The organism is Nostoc sp., from assembly GCF_036917655.1.
Classification (GTDB): domain Bacteria; phylum Cyanobacteriota; class Cyanobacteriia; order Cyanobacteriales; family Nostocaceae; genus Nostoc.
On sequence record NZ_JBALCY010000077.1, the window covers coordinates 17,477 to 33,596 of the forward strand.

At 42.4% G+C, this 16,120-nt stretch carries 14 protein-coding genes and 1 pseudogene; 9 read left to right on the forward strand and 6 right to left on the reverse strand.

Annotated elements, in window-relative coordinates:
• Positions 1-992: 992 nt before the first annotated feature.
• Entirely contained in the window at positions 993-2,366 is a 1,374-nt protein-coding gene (locus V7K30_RS29905; protein ID WP_335005602.1) for a PQQ-dependent sugar dehydrogenase, read from the forward strand.
• A 141-nt stretch (positions 2,367-2,507) separates the two neighbouring features.
• Here V7K30_RS29905 and V7K30_RS29910 read toward each other — a convergent pair whose 3' ends face one another.
• Positions 2,508-2,687 carry a hypothetical protein gene (locus V7K30_RS29910; RefSeq protein WP_335005603.1) on the reverse strand — a complete coding sequence of 60 codons (180 nt, stop codon included), beginning with the start codon at positions 2,685-2,687 and terminating at the stop codon, positions 2,508-2,510.
• An 86-nt stretch (positions 2,688-2,773) separates the two neighbouring features.
• Between V7K30_RS29910 and V7K30_RS29915 the strand changes: the two genes are divergently transcribed.
• On the forward strand, positions 2,774-3,538 hold the full coding sequence (locus tag V7K30_RS29915) for a red chlorophyll catabolite reductase (protein WP_335005605.1): 765 nt from the start codon (positions 2,774-2,776) through the stop codon (positions 3,536-3,538).
• A gap of 183 nt (positions 3,539-3,721) precedes the next feature.
• On the opposite strand, the gene V7K30_RS29920 is transcribed toward V7K30_RS29915, so the two are convergent.
• Positions 3,722-4,651: an NmrA/HSCARG family protein gene (locus V7K30_RS29920; protein ID WP_335005607.1), complete on the reverse strand. Its 930-nt coding sequence runs from the start codon at positions 4,649-4,651 to the stop codon at positions 3,722-3,724.
• A gap of 206 nt (positions 4,652-4,857) precedes the next feature.
• On the opposite strand from V7K30_RS29920, the gene V7K30_RS29925 reads away from it, so the two are divergent.
• The 4 genes from V7K30_RS29925 to hisS all read left to right on the forward strand — a co-directional run bounded on the left by V7K30_RS29925 (position 4,858) and on the right by hisS (position 10,010).
• The gene (locus V7K30_RS29925) at positions 4,858-5,901 is read left to right on the forward strand and encodes a nitrilase-related carbon-nitrogen hydrolase (protein WP_335005608.1); all 1,044 of its coding nucleotides are present in this window, start codon (positions 4,858-4,860) and stop codon (positions 5,899-5,901) included.
• 147 nt (positions 5,902-6,048) lie between these two features.
• Entirely contained in the window at positions 6,049-7,470 is a 1,422-nt protein-coding gene (locus V7K30_RS29930) for an aldehyde dehydrogenase family protein (RefSeq protein WP_335005610.1), read from the forward strand.
• 541 nt (positions 7,471-8,011) lie between these two features.
• Positions 8,012-8,458 (forward strand): DUF3598 family protein, encoded by a 447-nt coding sequence (locus tag V7K30_RS29935; protein WP_335005611.1) that lies wholly within the window; start codon positions 8,012-8,014, stop codon positions 8,456-8,458.
• 163 nt (positions 8,459-8,621) lie between these two features.
• Positions 8,622-10,010 carry a histidine--tRNA ligase gene (gene hisS, locus V7K30_RS29940; protein ID WP_335005613.1) on the forward strand — a complete coding sequence of 463 codons (1,389 nt, stop codon included), beginning with the start codon at positions 8,622-8,624 and terminating at the stop codon, positions 10,008-10,010.
• 231 nt (positions 10,011-10,241) lie between these two features.
• Here hisS and V7K30_RS29945 read toward each other — a convergent pair whose 3' ends face one another.
• Complete coding sequence (locus V7K30_RS29945; RefSeq protein ID WP_335005615.1) at positions 10,242-10,724, reverse strand: hypothetical protein; 483 nt, start codon at positions 10,722-10,724, stop codon at positions 10,242-10,244.
• A gap of 254 nt (positions 10,725-10,978) precedes the next feature.
• A pseudogene (locus V7K30_RS29950) lies at positions 10,979-11,098 on the reverse strand (glycerate kinase); the annotation flags it as partial.
• Between the two features lie 164 nt (positions 11,099-11,262).
• Between V7K30_RS29950 and V7K30_RS29955 the strand changes: the two are divergent.
• Together V7K30_RS29955 and V7K30_RS29960 are read left to right on the forward strand one after the other, a co-directional pair.
• A complete protein-coding gene (locus tag V7K30_RS29955; RefSeq protein ID WP_335005617.1) occupies positions 11,263-11,898 on the forward strand; it encodes a restriction endonuclease subunit R in 636 nt (211 codons plus the stop codon).
• A gap of 54 nt (positions 11,899-11,952) precedes the next feature.
• Positions 11,953-12,105, forward strand: a complete 153-nt coding sequence (locus V7K30_RS29960; RefSeq protein WP_335005618.1) for a hypothetical protein — start codon at positions 11,953-11,955, stop codon at positions 12,103-12,105.
• Positions 12,106-13,022: 917 nt separating this feature from the next.
• Here V7K30_RS29960 and V7K30_RS29965 read toward each other — a convergent pair.
• Positions 13,023-14,075 carry a glycerate kinase gene (locus tag V7K30_RS29965; protein ID WP_335005620.1) on the reverse strand — a complete coding sequence of 351 codons (1,053 nt, stop codon included), beginning with the start codon at positions 14,073-14,075 and terminating at the stop codon, positions 13,023-13,025.
• Between the two features lie 15 nt (positions 14,076-14,090).
• A complete protein-coding gene (locus V7K30_RS29970) occupies positions 14,091-14,423 on the reverse strand; it encodes a DUF565 domain-containing protein (RefSeq protein WP_335005622.1) in 333 nt (110 codons plus the stop codon).
• 803 nt (positions 14,424-15,226) lie between these two features.
• Between V7K30_RS29970 and V7K30_RS29975 the strand changes: the two genes are divergently transcribed.
• Positions 15,227-15,862, forward strand: coding sequence for a hypothetical protein (locus V7K30_RS29975; RefSeq protein ID WP_335005624.1), 636 nt, complete (start codon positions 15,227-15,229; stop codon positions 15,860-15,862).
• Positions 15,863-16,120: the final 258 nt, after the last annotated feature.

Consider the following 16,120-nt stretch of genomic DNA (forward strand, 5'->3'; position numbering starts at 1 on the left):
AAGCTAACAATAACTTGTATTTGAGTATCGCCACTTTTTGCTAAAACATAATATTAAATTCCAGCTTACGTAATTTTACCACCGTAAATTTACTCTAAGAATTTTTTATATAAAATTTAAATATTAGTGAATATACGAGTTACGTTTCACTTTTATCTCAATAGGATGTAACCAAACATAGGAATCCGACTTAATGATAAGTATACTGAGACTAAAGCCTTAATCAATCAAAGCTTTTATCTGAAAAATTTTTCATTAATTAAACCGGAGTTCTATATATGCTAGTTAAATCTAGCCCAGAGGAATATTAATCAATCAAACCCGCAATTCAGATATTTTGAGGTCAAAGTTAGACTTGTCTGCAAATTTATAACCCAGTCTGTTTAAGGGTTTTAGACAACATTTATATATATGTCTTCAAACAACACAGCAATGAGTGTTTCAGATAGTTCCTGATAGTTTGAAGACGGAAAATAGTGTTGTTTTATTTTGAGGATCTGACCGATTTTGGATGTTATTTAATCCGCACTAGTCTTTTGGAGCATTAATTTGAGTTAACAAAGATAGCATTTATTTCCTTGGTTTAGTCTCAGGAAATTTTGGGACTGGTCTATTAACTATAATCACCTTTAATCATCCATTTTAACTAAGATTATTGGCAAATAGACTCAACTCATTGCCAGTCCCATACTCTAAGAACTAGCAGAAGTTTAAAAAAGCTATCTCTGAATTGACACAAATTAATAATAAAATCTTTACTGGTTTTTTTCTTGGAAAATAAACAGTTTAAGGTTTGGAAGTCTGACTAGTGTAAGTAGGGCTACTTAACCAAGTACATAAGTATTGAGTAATTTTTCATTCACTCAGTACTTGATTCTCAGCACTCAGCACTGAGTGCAGCTAAAGCGTTTTTAGCTGCTACAACTAAGGCTCTAAACACAGTCTGAAGTGTAGTTACGTATTTTACTGCTCACATCAAAAGGAAGTTGAAAATGTCAATTCTGTTTACTCATATACAGCCGAGACAGTGGCTCGGACGGATAGTATCTGCGCCGCTAGTTAGTTTGCTCGCCCTGCTTACTACTGTGATGCACTTCGAGGTTATTTCAACGCCAGCGTTAGCCATCCCAGCAGCTGCGTCTGTTGAAACGAAGCTTAAGGTGCCTAATACAATGAGCTATTCGCCCTTCAATATTAGCCGTTACTTGAAAGTGCCGCCCAATTTCTCCATCTCCGTTTATACTCGCATTCCGCAAGCCCGCTTTATGGCAGTTGCTCCCAATGGCAATCTTCTAGTATCGCAGCCCAGTATGGGCAAAGTGCTAATTGTCAGGTCAAATGGCAGCAAAGACCCAATTATTTCTAACTTCGTGACAGGTCTACACAACCCGCAGGACATTGTGTTTCACACGATTAACAACACCACATATATCTATATCTCTGAGAGTAATCAAATTAACCGCTTCATCTACAAATCTGGAGACATAACCGCGCAGAATCGCCAAGTTGTCGTAGCTGGCTTACTAGACAGCAGCACCCCAGAACTCAAAGGTGCTTACGGTCATGAACTGAAAAATATCGCACTCGATACCAACCACAAACTATACGTGTCGATCGCCTCGACATGCAACGCCTGCCTAGCAGATACTGTGAGTAATCCACGACGCGGTGCAATTTATCAGTACAACGCTGATGGAAGCAATCAGCGGCTCTTTGCCCAAGGTTTACGCAATGCAGAAGGACTGGCATTCATTCCTGGCACAAATGAACTCTGGGTAGCCGTTAATAATCGAGATAACATCGTCTATCCCTTCAAGGATGCCACTAACAACTACGGTAAGGTTATCCCGTCCTACGTGGACAACCACCCGCCAGAGGAGTTTACGCGAGTCCGAGATGGCGGTAACTACGGTTGGCCATTCTGCAACCCCAATCCTGACACGTCAAATGGCCCCAATTATATGCCCTTCGACCGCGACTATCAGTTCAATGCTGATGGACATGTTAATTGCAATGCGATGGACAAGATTATCAAAGGTATCCAAGCACATTCGGCTCCGTTGGGACTAACTTTCTTACAAAATACGAACTTTCCCAGCCTGTACTCAAATGGGGTAGTTGTGGGGCTGCACGGTTCATGGAATCGGCAACAGAAAACGGGCTATAAAGTAGCTTACTTTCCTTGGGACAGGATGAAAAATCTCCCAGGAAACCAGATAGATTTAGTAAGCGGCTGGGTAATTGCAGCAACGCAAGAAATCTGGGGGCGACCCGTGGATATGGTAGTGGATCAGCAGGGTAATTTGTTAATCTCGGATGACTACAGCGGCACCATCTACAAGCTCTCCTACACGCCGCCACGCTGACTTGTCATGGGATGTGGAAAAGGGGGAATGTTCGCAAATGATGTTCGCGAACCACTCTCAAGATAAAAATGATTTTCAGGTTTCAGGTATTGTAGTTGAAAGGTATCAGTAACATCTGACTTTTCAGGGGATGTGGAAAAGTCAGATTTGTACATACTGACGAATTTTTTGCAATGATGATTCATTACGAATAATGTGGAGATAATCATTACGCTGCCAAATTGGTATTCCAGGGGCATTACGAGCAAGGTTGATGCGTCTAGTCGTAGCCGAGAATCCAGTAACAAATGATGATAGCGATCGCGGTCTGCGATGTAACATAGGCTTTGGTAGGAGCGCACAGATGTTCGCCCTCATAACAGATGGGGAAAATGTCAAAGTCTATATAAAAGCAACAAACTCAAACTATGACTCAGCAACCAACTGATCTAGACAATAAAGCTGTATTTGAGCAGTTGTGGGGAATTACCAAGGAACTCCACCAAAAACTGGAGGCTCGTTTTCAGTTACATCCAGACCCTTCTACACAAGATTTACAGCAATACCGCAGTCTCGATGGCAATATCAACGGATCGCTGACCACTTTTTTCGGGTCAGAAATTGACTGGCTAGTTCATTCGTGGCTAGGAAACCCTGAAAGCTCAAACTTCAGCACCATGCGTCTCACTACTTGGTTGAAGTCGCATATTCAGGTTCCTCATTTAGCCTTTGAGTTTGGCACACTTCCCAATATTTTCTTTTATATAGATTACATTCCCAGGACTGAGCTTTTAAGCGATTTGGAATATCTCGATCGCTACTATGAGCCAGTTAACCAAACATTCTTGAAGTTGCAAGAGGATTCGCGGCTCAAGTTATTTACCAGCAAAAGTGTGTATATTCGTCTATTTCAATCGCCTGTTAGCTTGTGCTACACCGGCGCACCTACTTTTGATACCCTGGAACTAACTCGCACACTTGCACATGAAACATTGGATCGCTGGCTAACTTGGGTAGATGCAGCTGAACCTGTGCCAGAAAATGTACGGGAGGCTTTGGCGGCTCGTGATTTGGCGCTGCGCCGGATCAGTGCTGAACGTGACTCAGGTAATAAATTTGCAGTACAGATGTTTGGATCGGAATTGACAGATAAACTTGTGCGATCGCTCTGGGGTGGCGATCGCAATCTATAGAATATAGTACTTCTTGTTTGAATGCAGTACACCACGATAAACGGTAAGGGCACTAGCAATGCTGTGCCCTTACGAACGTTTGTATTTGACGCAAACGAGAACGGGTATAAATGAGGGAATTTTGGATAATAACACCGATAATCTCAACTCATTCCGGGCCTTGACCACAGTGTACTAATCCGATCACAGACTCTCGTAGGTGAGTTCCGTATTTGCCCAGTTGGTTTCTGCCAGAAATTCCCTAAATGTGGTTAGAAGTCCAGGAAACTCCTCTTTTCGTAAACGCTGGACATCGGCTTGATAACCTTGTTTGCGATACCACTGAATCAAATCGAACAGTTCCCTTTGCAGCAAGAGTAAGAAAATCCAGGCGGGTGTCTCTTTGTAGACAACTTTCATCCCCTGCGCTTGGGAGAATGCCTCTGCCATCTGCTTTGGAGTCAGCATATCGCCAGCTAGCTCAATTTCTTGACCAATATACTTGGTGGGATGTTTGATTACGTAGGCAGCAACGCGGCCCATGTCCTTGGTTGTAATTAGATGAAGGGGCTTATCTGGCTGAATGGAAAATGGGAAACTACCTTTGAGGATGGAAGGTCGCGTGTACTTCTTCCAAAACTCCTCCATAAACAAGCAGGCTCGCAACATAGTAGTCGGTAAGCCAGCTTCTTTGAGAATTTTCTCTACTTGGTATTTTTGCTCAATGCGGGGGATTCCTGAATTCCTGTCCGCCCCACCTGCGGAATTGTAGACAAAGTGCTTAATGTCAGCAAGCTTTGCAGCTTGTGCAACTCGCCTCGCTCTCTCCACCTCTAGCGGGTCAATTTTAGCGGAGTCCGCAGAAGTAGCATGGCAGTAAACAGCCGAAATTCCTGCAAAGGCTGCTGTGAGGGAGCTTTCATCGTCGAGGTTGGCTTTTACCAGTTCAACTCCGGCATCGTTTAGCTTTGCAAGAGTTGGACGATTAAGGTCAATTTCTCTAGTGATGACTCGCAGGTTGGTAACTCCCTGTTCGAGAAATCCCTTAACGACATTTCCACCTGTGCCGCCAGTAACTCCGATGAGTAAGACTTTATCGGTGTTTGACTCTGTGCGATTGGGGAAATTTGACATTCTCTCTTCTACCTGGAGTTCTTTATTTAAATTAAGTTTATACAAAGACAGGAGAAGCAAACAATAGACCTCTTGCACGAATGCAAAACCAAATTGCTATGCGGCTATTTGGAGCAGAAATGACAGATAAACCTGTACAATCGCTCTGGGGTGGCGTAGGCGTAGCCCGCCGTAGACATCGCATTCTATGAATTGGTGAGGGAATTGTGGACAATAACACCGATAATCTCAACTCATTCCGGGCCTTGGCCCTCCAAGTTACCTGTCATGCAGTCAACCAAACAAGCGATCGCCACCAAGCGCGATCGCTCATGCAAAACTCTATCAACCGCCTAGCTCAACAAATTGCTGCCAGTATCGCTTTCATTGGCTTTGACTGTCGTTTAATTGTCCTGCCAGAATATTTCCTGACTGGTTTCCCGATGGGAGATTCTCTCTTAGGGTGGGCTGAAAAAGCCTGTATAGAAATGGCTGGTGCTGAGTATGAAGCACTTGGTAAAATTGCTCAAAAGCATAAAATCTTTTTGGCTGGCAACGCCTACGAAGTTGACCCCAACTTTCCCGGATTGTATTTCCAAACCTGTTTTATTCTTGATCCCTCTGGCTCAATTGTCTTGCGGTATCGGCGGCTAAATTCCTTATTTGCTCCCACCCCCCATGATGTTTGGGATAAATATCTTGACTGCTATGGTTTGGAGGGAGTTTTCCCCGTTGCCAAAACTGCGATCGGTAATTTAGCAGCTTTGGCATCAGAAGAAATTTTGTATCCAGAAGTGGCGCGGTGTCTGGCGATGCGAGGAGCGGAGATTTTTGTCCATTCCACCTCGGAAGTATATAACAAAAACCTCACGCCTAAAGACGCAGCAAAAATCACTCGCGCCGTTGAAAATTTGGCATACGTAGTTTCAGCTAATACAGCAGGCATCGCTAATATTGCCATCCCCATAGCTTCGGCTGATGGTGGCTCTAAAATCATTGACCATCGCGGAATCGTTTTAGCAGAGACAGGTGCAGGTGAAAGCATGGCAGCTTTCGCAGAGATTGACATAGCCGCATTACGCCGCGATCGCCGCCGACCAGGGTTAAATAATTTACTTGCCCGCCAACGCTTTGAGCTATACGCCGAAAGTTATCGCCTGTCACACTTTTACCCTGCTAATACTATGCTAGAAGGAGAAGTAGACCGCAAACACTTCCTCCAAACGCAGCAAGCCACCATTGAGCGGTTAGCCAAATTGGGGATAATTTGAATTAGGAAATTGGGCATGGGGCATTGGGCATGGGGTATTGGGAATTGGGCATGAGACATTGGAATACAAAGAAAATAACTCCTAACTCCTAACTCCTAACTCTTAACTCCTAACTCCTAACTCCTAACTCCTCCCTCCTCCCTCCTAATGACAAAACCAATAGAAGTCCGCAATCCCCGAACTGGCAAATTTGACTACGTAATTATCCCGCCGCCTCCCAGGCTGCTGGCACAGCAATGTAACCGCAGCCGCAGAGCGCAAGTTCGCTGGCAGCAGTTGGGTTTAGAGGGGAGAATTGAAGCTTTACAGCAGTGGAAACAAGCGATATTATCTGGACGCGATCGCTTAACGGAAGCTTTGGTAAATGATACGGGAAGATTGTCAGTCTCAGTATTAGAAATAGATTCCTTCCTCTCTAGCATTGATCGCTGGTGTAAATTAGCGCCGGAGTTGCTGCAAGAATCTGCAAAAAATACAGCCATTCCGTTTATCGCCTTGCAACAAACATCGGTTCCTTATCCCCTAGTTGGGATAATTAGCCCCTGGAATTTTCCCCTGTTACTGTCTACGATTGATACCATTCCGGCATTGTTGGCGGGTTGTGCGGTGATTGTCAAACCCAGTGAAATCACTCCCCGCTTCGTAGCACCAATGATTACAGCACTCAACGCCGTTCCCAAACTGCACGATATATTAACTTTTGTTGAAGGAGCAGGCACAACCGGATCTGATTTGATTGAAAATGTAGATTTGGTATGTTTTACAGGCAGTGTAGCGACGGGACGAAAAGTAGCAGAAGCCGCAGCTAAACGGTTTATTCCAGCTTTTTTGGAATTAGGGGGAAAAGATCCTGCGATCGTTTTAGAATCAGCCAATTTAGAATTAGCAACCTCAGCAATATTGTGGGGTTCCGTCGTCAACACTGGACAGTCATGTCTATCAATTGAGCGAATTTATGTTGCTGAATCGATATTTGAAAAGTTTTACCATCAACTAATAACCAAAGCTTATCGCCTTGGGCTTGCCTACCCTACAGTCGAAAGTGGAGAAATTGGCCCCATCATTGCCGAAAGACAAGCAGCAATTATTAGCGACCATCTCTTAGATGCAGTGGAAAAGGGAGCAGTAATTCACTGCGGCGGTGTAATTGAAGACTTAGGTGGAGGTTGGTGGTGTCGTCCGACAGTTCTCACCCAGGTTAATCATTCCATGAAAGTCATGACCGAAGAAACTTTCGGCCCGATTATGCCAATGATGCCTTTTTCCACAGTAGAGGAAGCAGTCTCTTTAGCGAACGACTCAATTTATGGATTGAGTGCTGCTGTGTTTGCCGAGTCAGAAGCAGAAGCCTTAAAAGTTGCCCACCAGATAGATGCAGGTGGTATCAGTATCAACGATGCCGGACTCACCGCCCTCATGCATGAGGGAGAGAAAAACGCCTTTAAATTCTCTGGTCTGGGTGGGTCACGCATGGGTGCAGCAGCGTTGAAACGGTTCATGCGAAAAAAAGCTATTTTGATCAAAACTAACGCTACTAATGATCCTTGGTGGTTTGATAATGAAGCTTGACACTCTCAGTTAATAAATTTAAATGTAGTACGGCACCATGAAGAGTGCTGAGTTCCTCGGCTTAGAGTGCTGAGTTAAAAGACCACCCACAAGGGGCCTTGCTCGTACCAAGTAGATAAGTGCTGAGTAGTTTTTTACTTGACTCAACTCAGCACTCAGGACTGAGTGTTGTCAAAAATTCAAGGTGCGTTAGCCTACGGCATAACACACCCTAAAAATTTATGTGGGTTCATATACATTGAATTTTTATCGCCGACTTACTTAATGCATCGACTCACAATAAGATTGTATCGACTTACAATGCTATTGCATCAATTCACAATGGCATTGTATCAATTCACAATGCCATTGTATCGACTTATAATGCAATTGCATCGACTTATAATGCCATTGTATCGATTTACAATGTTAATGCATCGACTTACAATGCCAATGCTAATATTTAGCAGTTTTTGTATGGTGAGCATTGCTTACCTGCTCAAACTGTTATTTTTACCTTGTGTTGTGCGTCTTACCTACGTTTATTGAGAGGTGAATTGCAATGTCAAATATTCGAGAAGAAATGCCCGTACTTGCCCGTCATGAAGGAGATTGGGTAGGAACTTATACATTAATTGATACAGCAGGAAAAATCCTCGACAAGTATGAGTCTCACTTAACTTGTCAATTTCCAGAAAATGGCCCTCATCCCTACTACCAAATCAATCGCTACAATTGGTCTGATGGGAAACGAGAAGAGTATGAATTTCCCGGAAGCTATAAAGATAAGAAGCTCTGGTTTGACACCGATCGCATTCAAGGAAAAGCTTGGGAAGCAGATGATTCAGTTGTGATTTTGTGGTTTGCTTATAAGACAAACCCAGAAATGACCATATATGAAATGATCTACATTAGCCCTGACAATAACAATCGTGCCCGCACTTGGCATTGGTTTAAGAATAATCAAATCTTTCAACGCACCCTAATTCAAGAAGAACGGCTAAAATAGTAATTTCTCTCCTCAGAGATAACCACTCATTTCTTTATTCTCCAGTCCGCAGGCAGTAGTTTTGTAGAGTCTGTTATGCCCCAGGCTAACGCACCATCCAAGATTTTTGGTGCATTATGGACATTAGTCCTAATGCACCCTACCAGATTAGTAAGGTACATGCATGGCAAAAGGTGACAAAATAAACTTTTCTACTCCGAGCGGTTTTCCAGAATTTCTGCCTAGTGAAAAGCGTCTAGAATTATATTTGCTAGATATCATCCGTAGAGTTTTTGAAAGCTATGGATTTACGCCCATCGAAACACCTGCTGTAGAACGTTTAGAAGTGCTGCAAGCTAAAGGAAATCAAGGCGACAATATCATTTATGGAATTGATCCCATCCTCCCACCAAATCGACAAGCCGAGAGAGATAAATCGGGCGAAACTGGTTCGGAAGCAAGAGCTTTAAAGTTTGATCAAACAGTTCCTTTGGCGGCTTATATTGCCCGTCACCTAAATGAGTTAACCTTTCCCTTTGCCCGCTACCAAATGGATGTAGTTTTTCGGGGGGAACGAGCGAAAGATGGGCGTTTTCGTCAGTTTCGTCAGTGCGATATTGATGTAGTTGCTCGTCGTGAACTCAGCTTGCTCTATGATGCTCAGATGCCTGCAATTATCACTGAGATATTTGAAGCAATTAATATTGGTGATTTTCTGATTCGCATCAATAATCGCAAAGTTCTTACTGGTTTCTTTAAGTCAGTGGGAATTGCTGAGAACCAAATTAAATCATGTATTGGTATTGTTGATACTCTGGAAAAGATTGGTGAAAATAAAGTTAAACAAGATTTAGAAAAAGAGGGAGTTTCAGGAGAACAGACTCAAAAAATTATTGATTTTATTAAAATTGATGGTTCGGTTGATGAAGTATTAGATAAGCTGAAGCACCTCGTCGAAAATCTGTCAGAAACTGAGCAATTAAGCCTGGGAGTTACTGAATTAGAAACGGTAATTGCAGGCGTGCGTAATCTCGGAGTTGCCGAAAATCGTTTCTGTATTGATTTATCCATTGCCCGTGGTCTTGATTACTATACCGGCACAGTTTACGAAACAACCTTATTAGGACATGAAGCTTTAGGTAGTATTTGTTCTGGCGGTAGATATGAAGAATTAGTCGGAGTATTTTTGGGCGAAAAAATGCCTGGTGTAGGCATTTCTATTGGCTTAACTCGCTTAATTAGTCGCTTGTTAAAAGCTGGTATTCTTAGTACCTTAGCTGCTACCCCAGCCCAAGTGATGGTAGTGAATATGCAAGATGATTTAATGCCAACTTATTTAAAAGTTTCTCAACATCTGCGTCAGGCTGGAATTAACGTTATAACTAACTTTGATAAGCGCCCCTTGGGTAAACAATTTCAGCTAGCTGACAAACAAGGAATTCAATTTTGTGTAATTATTGGTTCTGAGGAAGCAGCAACGCAAAAGTCTTCGCTCAAAGATTTGAAAACAGGTGAGCAAGTAGAAGTCCTACTGGTAGATTTGGCTGAGGAAGTCAAAAGAAGGCTTGCCTAATTAAAGGAAATGCAAATATTAACTGACTTTTCACGTCATGTAGAAAAGCTAACGCTAAACCTAACCCTTAAGTAAGCTTCCTTACTAGGGAATAGAAGCGACGTTTTTCAGATAAGAGTGAAAAGTCAGGTCTTGGGATGAGTGGAAAAAGAGATTGTGTCTGTCCTACCGCCAAGTAGAATCAATGCTCAGTTCACCTGGAACTAAGCTTAATAAATGAAGGCGGAGGGATTAACCACGACCCCAGTCGCGCTCATGCTCATAGCGAAGATTATTGTCACGAATGTTGCGAAGGTTATTATCGCGGTCATAGCGGCGGTTATTATCGCGGTCATAGCGGCGGTTATTATCGCGGTCATAGCGGCGGTTATTATCGCGGTCATAGCGACGGTTATTATCGCGGTCATAGCGACGGTTATTATCGCGGTCATAGCGACGGTTATTATCGCGGTCATAGCGACGATTATTATCGCGGTCATAGCGGCGATTATTATCGTCACGAATGTTGCGAAGGTCGTTCTCGCGGTTATAATCACCGTCTCTGTGGTAACGACTCTGACGTTCGTAGTTATCATCATCGTTGCGCTGATAACTGTAGTTATCTAACCCAGCAAGATAAGACACTGGTGTCTTAGCATCAGCTTTTGGAGAAATAGCCAAAGCTGATGCAGATGCTATCAAGCCGGCGAAAAAAATAGAGGTAAAGCGGTTCATGATGTGAGTCAAAAGTTGTTGATAGTAATTTATGCAAGTCTAGTCTGTTTAGGAAGAGCAGATTCCACAAGTCTTTGAATCAATCCTATCAGTGTTAAATAACTCGAAAAGTTTTCTTGAGTGCGGTGATTGAGAAAAGTTTTGTCGTCTGTGATACTTTCTGACTTTCTACATCCCTTCAAAAGTCAGCTTTTACAAAAGCCGCCGCTCATCCGGCCTCCCCTAAGAAAGTTGTAAATTTTAAATCCACGTTCCTAAGTGCGATCGCAATCTACTTCACCAAAACTATGATCAGCATGAATCTCAATCACTAGATCAACCGCTGTTGCATCTTTTACCAACGGCTTGATGAATAATTCGGGGTGAAGCGATCGCCTTTCTAAAAAACTGTGACTATAATTTTGCTGTAGGTTAATATTTGATTAACTGACAAATGTTCTTCATTGTAGCATAACCAAGCTGGTCAGTCAACCAGAGGTTAAAATAGGTTTTATGTAGATAATTTGGATTGGGTTGTACCTTAATCAAGCAAAAATATATGACAATTCTCAACGCTCGTAATTTATCCTTGGAAGAAGTCCAGCGTCTGTTTGGCTTTCAAGAACAATACAGTGACTCATTTTCTAATTACTTATCTCTAGAACCTCTCCTCGAAGTGGAACAACAAGAACTTCTGCAAGTTAGAAATGACTTTCGACGCTACCTTACAGCAGGCAAAGTTTCTGAAGGTCAGGTAAAGTTTCTTGCAGTTGCCCCTTTACTAAGATTAGCTGGTTTTTATCGCTATCCTATTGAGATTGTTTTAGAGGAGAATATTGCTGATATTGAAGTTGAAGATGAAGATATCAAAATTAAAGGAAGATTTGATATTTTAGCTATTAGTAAAGCTAAACATACAAAACCTCAAACATATTTTTGGGTACTTTTGATTGAATCTAAAAATTGTCAAGTTGATATATCAACAGGTTTATCTCAGCTACTCACGTATGCTTATAAAAATTTAGATAATCAAAAATCAGTTTGGGGATTAACGACTAATGGTAGAAGTTATCAGTTTGTCTATATTGAACAAGGAAATCCGCCTATTTATTATCTGTTGCCAGAATTAAATTTAATGGAAAGAGAGCGTTCAAGCTATTTGCTACAAGTTTTAAAAGCAATTTGTCAGCTTTAAAAGGGAATTTAAATATACATTTAACAATAATGTAATTACGAATTACGAATTAGTATGAGACTACCTTGGGATGAATGGGAAGCAAGTAACCAAGAAATAGAAAAAGTAGCGAGTAAATTTATCTTTGCTAATTGCTATGACATTCAAAAAGCTAGCATTGTACTACAAGCACAACAAGAAGACTTTTTTATGCCCCGTACCAGGTAACGGAAACGTAGAAACCGCACTACTTCATGTGAAATGACTTGTTTGTGAATCTTTGCCGTTCTAACATGCTCAGGTGTTTAGCTAGTTCATCCCGTAGAGCTTCATCTTTGTGAGAGTAAGAAAAGAAAAGCTGTAACGATACCTCTGGCATTTTTGGTCTAAGGAGTAGGATAAATCACGCTTTAAGCAAATTATAGTGTTTTTAGCTGATTAGCTTGAGAACTAATATCATGTCTGTTTGATTACTTATTAAACTTCAAAAACCCCACCCCGCCAAAGCTACGCTTTGTCTCCCCTCCCCGCAAGCGAGGCTACGGTGTACACACAAGTCGGAAAAACTTCATTCACCAAAGATTTGCGGTGAAGCAGCGCTGCGGGAGGGTTTCCCTCCGCAGGCGACTGCTGAACCCGTTCGCGTAGCGTCTCCGATAGGAGAAGGGTGCGTTACGCTAGCGTGACAAAGCTAAATTGTTGCAATCATGGCGTGGCGATGCCTGCGGTGTTCTCTGACTTGTACTGAGTTTGTCGAAGTGTCAAAGTAGGTTTGTCGTAAGCTGTCGCGCATTTAATTTGCACAAATAGGGCGGGCAAGATGCCCACCCCACAAGAGATTTATTTTTTTAGGGATGCAAATTCAAAGATTTTTAGCTTACCACTTCGTGGAAGCAAGCTACGCGCAGCATCTCCTAGAGAAGTGCGGGCTACACCAACTCATTTGTTATTTCGGCGAACTCATTTGTTATTTCGGCGTCTCCATAACGCACCCTACGAAACAACTAGAAGAATTGAAATCTATGCGGGTCATATTTGTGTGTACACCGTAGGCAAGCGAGGAGGGGATTAAGAGGTGGGGTGCAATGACTGTGGGAATCATAACTAATTACCCGGACATGATATTAGGAGTTAGAAGTTACGAGTTACGAATTAGCCCGATCGCAATACACTTCACCAAAGCTATGATCGGCATGAATCTCAATCACTAGATCAACCGCTGTTGCATCTTTTACCAACGGCTTGATGAATAATTCGGGGTGAAGCGATCGCCAAAAATAATTGACAAATTGCTCTATATCTGCATTGCTCATCCCCGATTTACCCGCAGAAATCATCTGCTGTTCCGCCTGTTTGCGCCACTCCAAAGAACAACGGTAATCGGTGGGATAGAGCAAAATTAAGCTGTCTAATCGCTCCCACAGTGGGAGATAATCGTGGAGGCGACGATTAATATCACGGGCAAATGCTCTATCCTCATCTGTGAGAATTGGCGGTGGTGCAGTATCAAATACATTTGGGTCGATTGGCCGCACACCCACAAACCAACCTTCAAATAGTACAATATCTACACCTGTGACCATTTCTGAAGTAGTGCGATCGCCAGCGCCTCCATAGGCAGATTTATCAAAGCGGGGAACCATAACTGGGCTTTGTGACTGGCGGATTTGGTCTAGTACATTTAAGCCTAAATCTACATCGTGGGTTCCTGGTGGGCCGCGCCAAATTAAGCGGGGATCTTGCTGGGTTAAAACCAAGCGATCGCTGTAAGTTTTATATAAGTCATCCAAAGACAAACTCAGAGTCCGGTATCCCAACTGCTCAAGAATCAAGCTGAGAACCTTGGACATTGTGGTTTTACCAGTACCTTGTCCTCCCAATATTCCCTGAATTAACGGGCGTCTCAACTGTTGGCGCACTGATGCTAGTTTGATCCCCAAAGGCAGCCACAAGTCCCACAACACCTGTAACATCTCCTTGGGTTGTACCTGAAGAGTAGTTTGGCAAAATTGGCTAAAAGCTGGCAGGATAGATTTTAGTAAATGCGATCGCCTTTCTATCACTTCATCGACATTTTCCGGCGTGATCCCAAAAGCTTTTGCTCTTAACGTATCTGCCAGCGCTGCTTCTCTTGCTTCTTGCTGCCAAGTTTCGGTGACTGTTTCTGAAACTAAAATTTCACCCAACCACAAATTCATAAATTCCCCATCTCCCTACGATCCCAGCTTAAAGGCTTCGAGAAACAGGCTGTAGATCAAACCCACTTTGAGGAGATTTAGTGAGTCTACCAAGAGCGATCGCCTTGACAAAAAGCTGCGACTATAAAATATCCTGCTGGTAATTTCCGTCAACAGTACTAAAAAAGCAGCTACTACAATGTCCAATACACCCTGTTGACCGGCTGTAGTGGAAACTGCATTTCCCAGAAAAAAACCGAACAAAAAACTAATTATTAGCAACGATAGTCGCCGCCAAGGATTTAAAAACCATTGCCCTAAGCGTTTAGCAATGGCATCGAACAAGTTATTTAGACGAGTGTTTTGCATCAAAGGGACTTCTGGGGAAAAGTCAAGATATCTTGAAATATATCTATATTAAATTAAGGAGGATATTGGTTTTAGCATCAGCTTGTTTGTTAATATTGTATATATCTACTGGGCTTCCAGTGTTTATTCAAATTTGACCATTTTATCATCTTCAGAGAAGTACAGTTTCTTAGAGGATGCTTGGCAGGCATAAATATTTAGTTTGATCCCCATAAGCAAGCCTTAAGAAGGGGGAAAATAACTGATAGTCCCCCTTTTTAAAGGGAGCTAGTCCGTTACGTGGGTTTCCTGACTTGTATCCCTATGGGGAAGCAAGCCACACCTATCGGATCGCAATAGGAGAAGGGGCTGGCATGAATTTAGGAGGATCTCAAGCACTTGCTATATCACCAGGGACTTTCCAAACATCCTCTTAAAAGGTGGCTTTTCATAGCAGAAGATAAAATATACCACTTAGATTTATCTGAGGTTTGGCAAAGGACGCCTTGTTGAGGCCGCTAACGGTTTCAGGAAACTTTTATTTTTTATACAAATGAATTGGCTGGCTTGGTATCAATTTTTTTATTTTTATCCAAGCCTACGGTCAAGAATCGAAGCAATGGGTGTCTGTATCCCTTGTTTGTCATACATAAAGGAAATAATTTCCTCCAAATGTTTTCTACTCAAAATGATACTTATAATACATTGGTATCCCTAATTTTGGGAAAGTAGATATTAGGCTACTTTCTATGATTGCCTTTTGTGATAATAGGCTACTATTTGGTCAAGCCTAGACAAAATATTTATTTCTAAAAACTATCAATATGAAATCTTCAGTGTATCGTAACGTCGGTGTTACAGCTTGTTGCTTGGGACTGCTTGTTGCTCTGGTGGGATGCTTTGGAATTAGCGTATCCTTTGAGTCCACAAACCCAGATACATCTTCACAACTGCCAACTGAAACTCAAGAGTGGGAGACAACTTCCTCTAAACCCGTTTCACCTGAAAAAAGTATTTCCGCTAACCTATCGACTCCAGGAGCAACCCCAACCAATCAAGTAGAACATAGCAGTAGAGAGAATAGTTATCCTGTCTTGGCAGAGCGTGATAAATCAGCAAGCAAAGCCAACAATCAAGGGACTTTGCGAATGAGCAATCAAACAAATCAGCCTGTGCGGCTGGCTCTACTGGCGCGACAGTCGGTAGCAAAAGGCTCTGGTACTAAACAGACTAACTATGATGTACCGGCACATTGGGATTTTGCTCCCCAAGAAGGTAGTGATAAGGGACTGATTCTATCCTTACCTCAGAATAATTTAAAGCTGGAGAAGGGAGATATTTTAGTTGCCTTTGCAGAAGATGGTTCCCGTCGTTACTGGGGCCCCTATGTTGTCGGCGAAACTGAATTACCTAAGTGGAATTCCCAAAACAGAGAATGGCAACTAGTGCTGAGTCCATAGTCCATATTTAGTAGTACTGAAGAACTAGTACGGCTTGGCTTAAATTCAGTTATCATCAACAAGACTTGGGGCTTAAGTAACTGGTGAAAGCTAGGTAAACTTTCACCAGAGTAGACCAGTGTATTGGATAACTTTCTCTGGCGACTTGGAGCAACTGGCGTTACTGAACAGGAAAAAGTGTAGAGTACTGAGGAGAAGAAAATTGTTGAATTTAAAACTCCGAAGAACAAAAGATAGATAACCAACGACTATTGATTA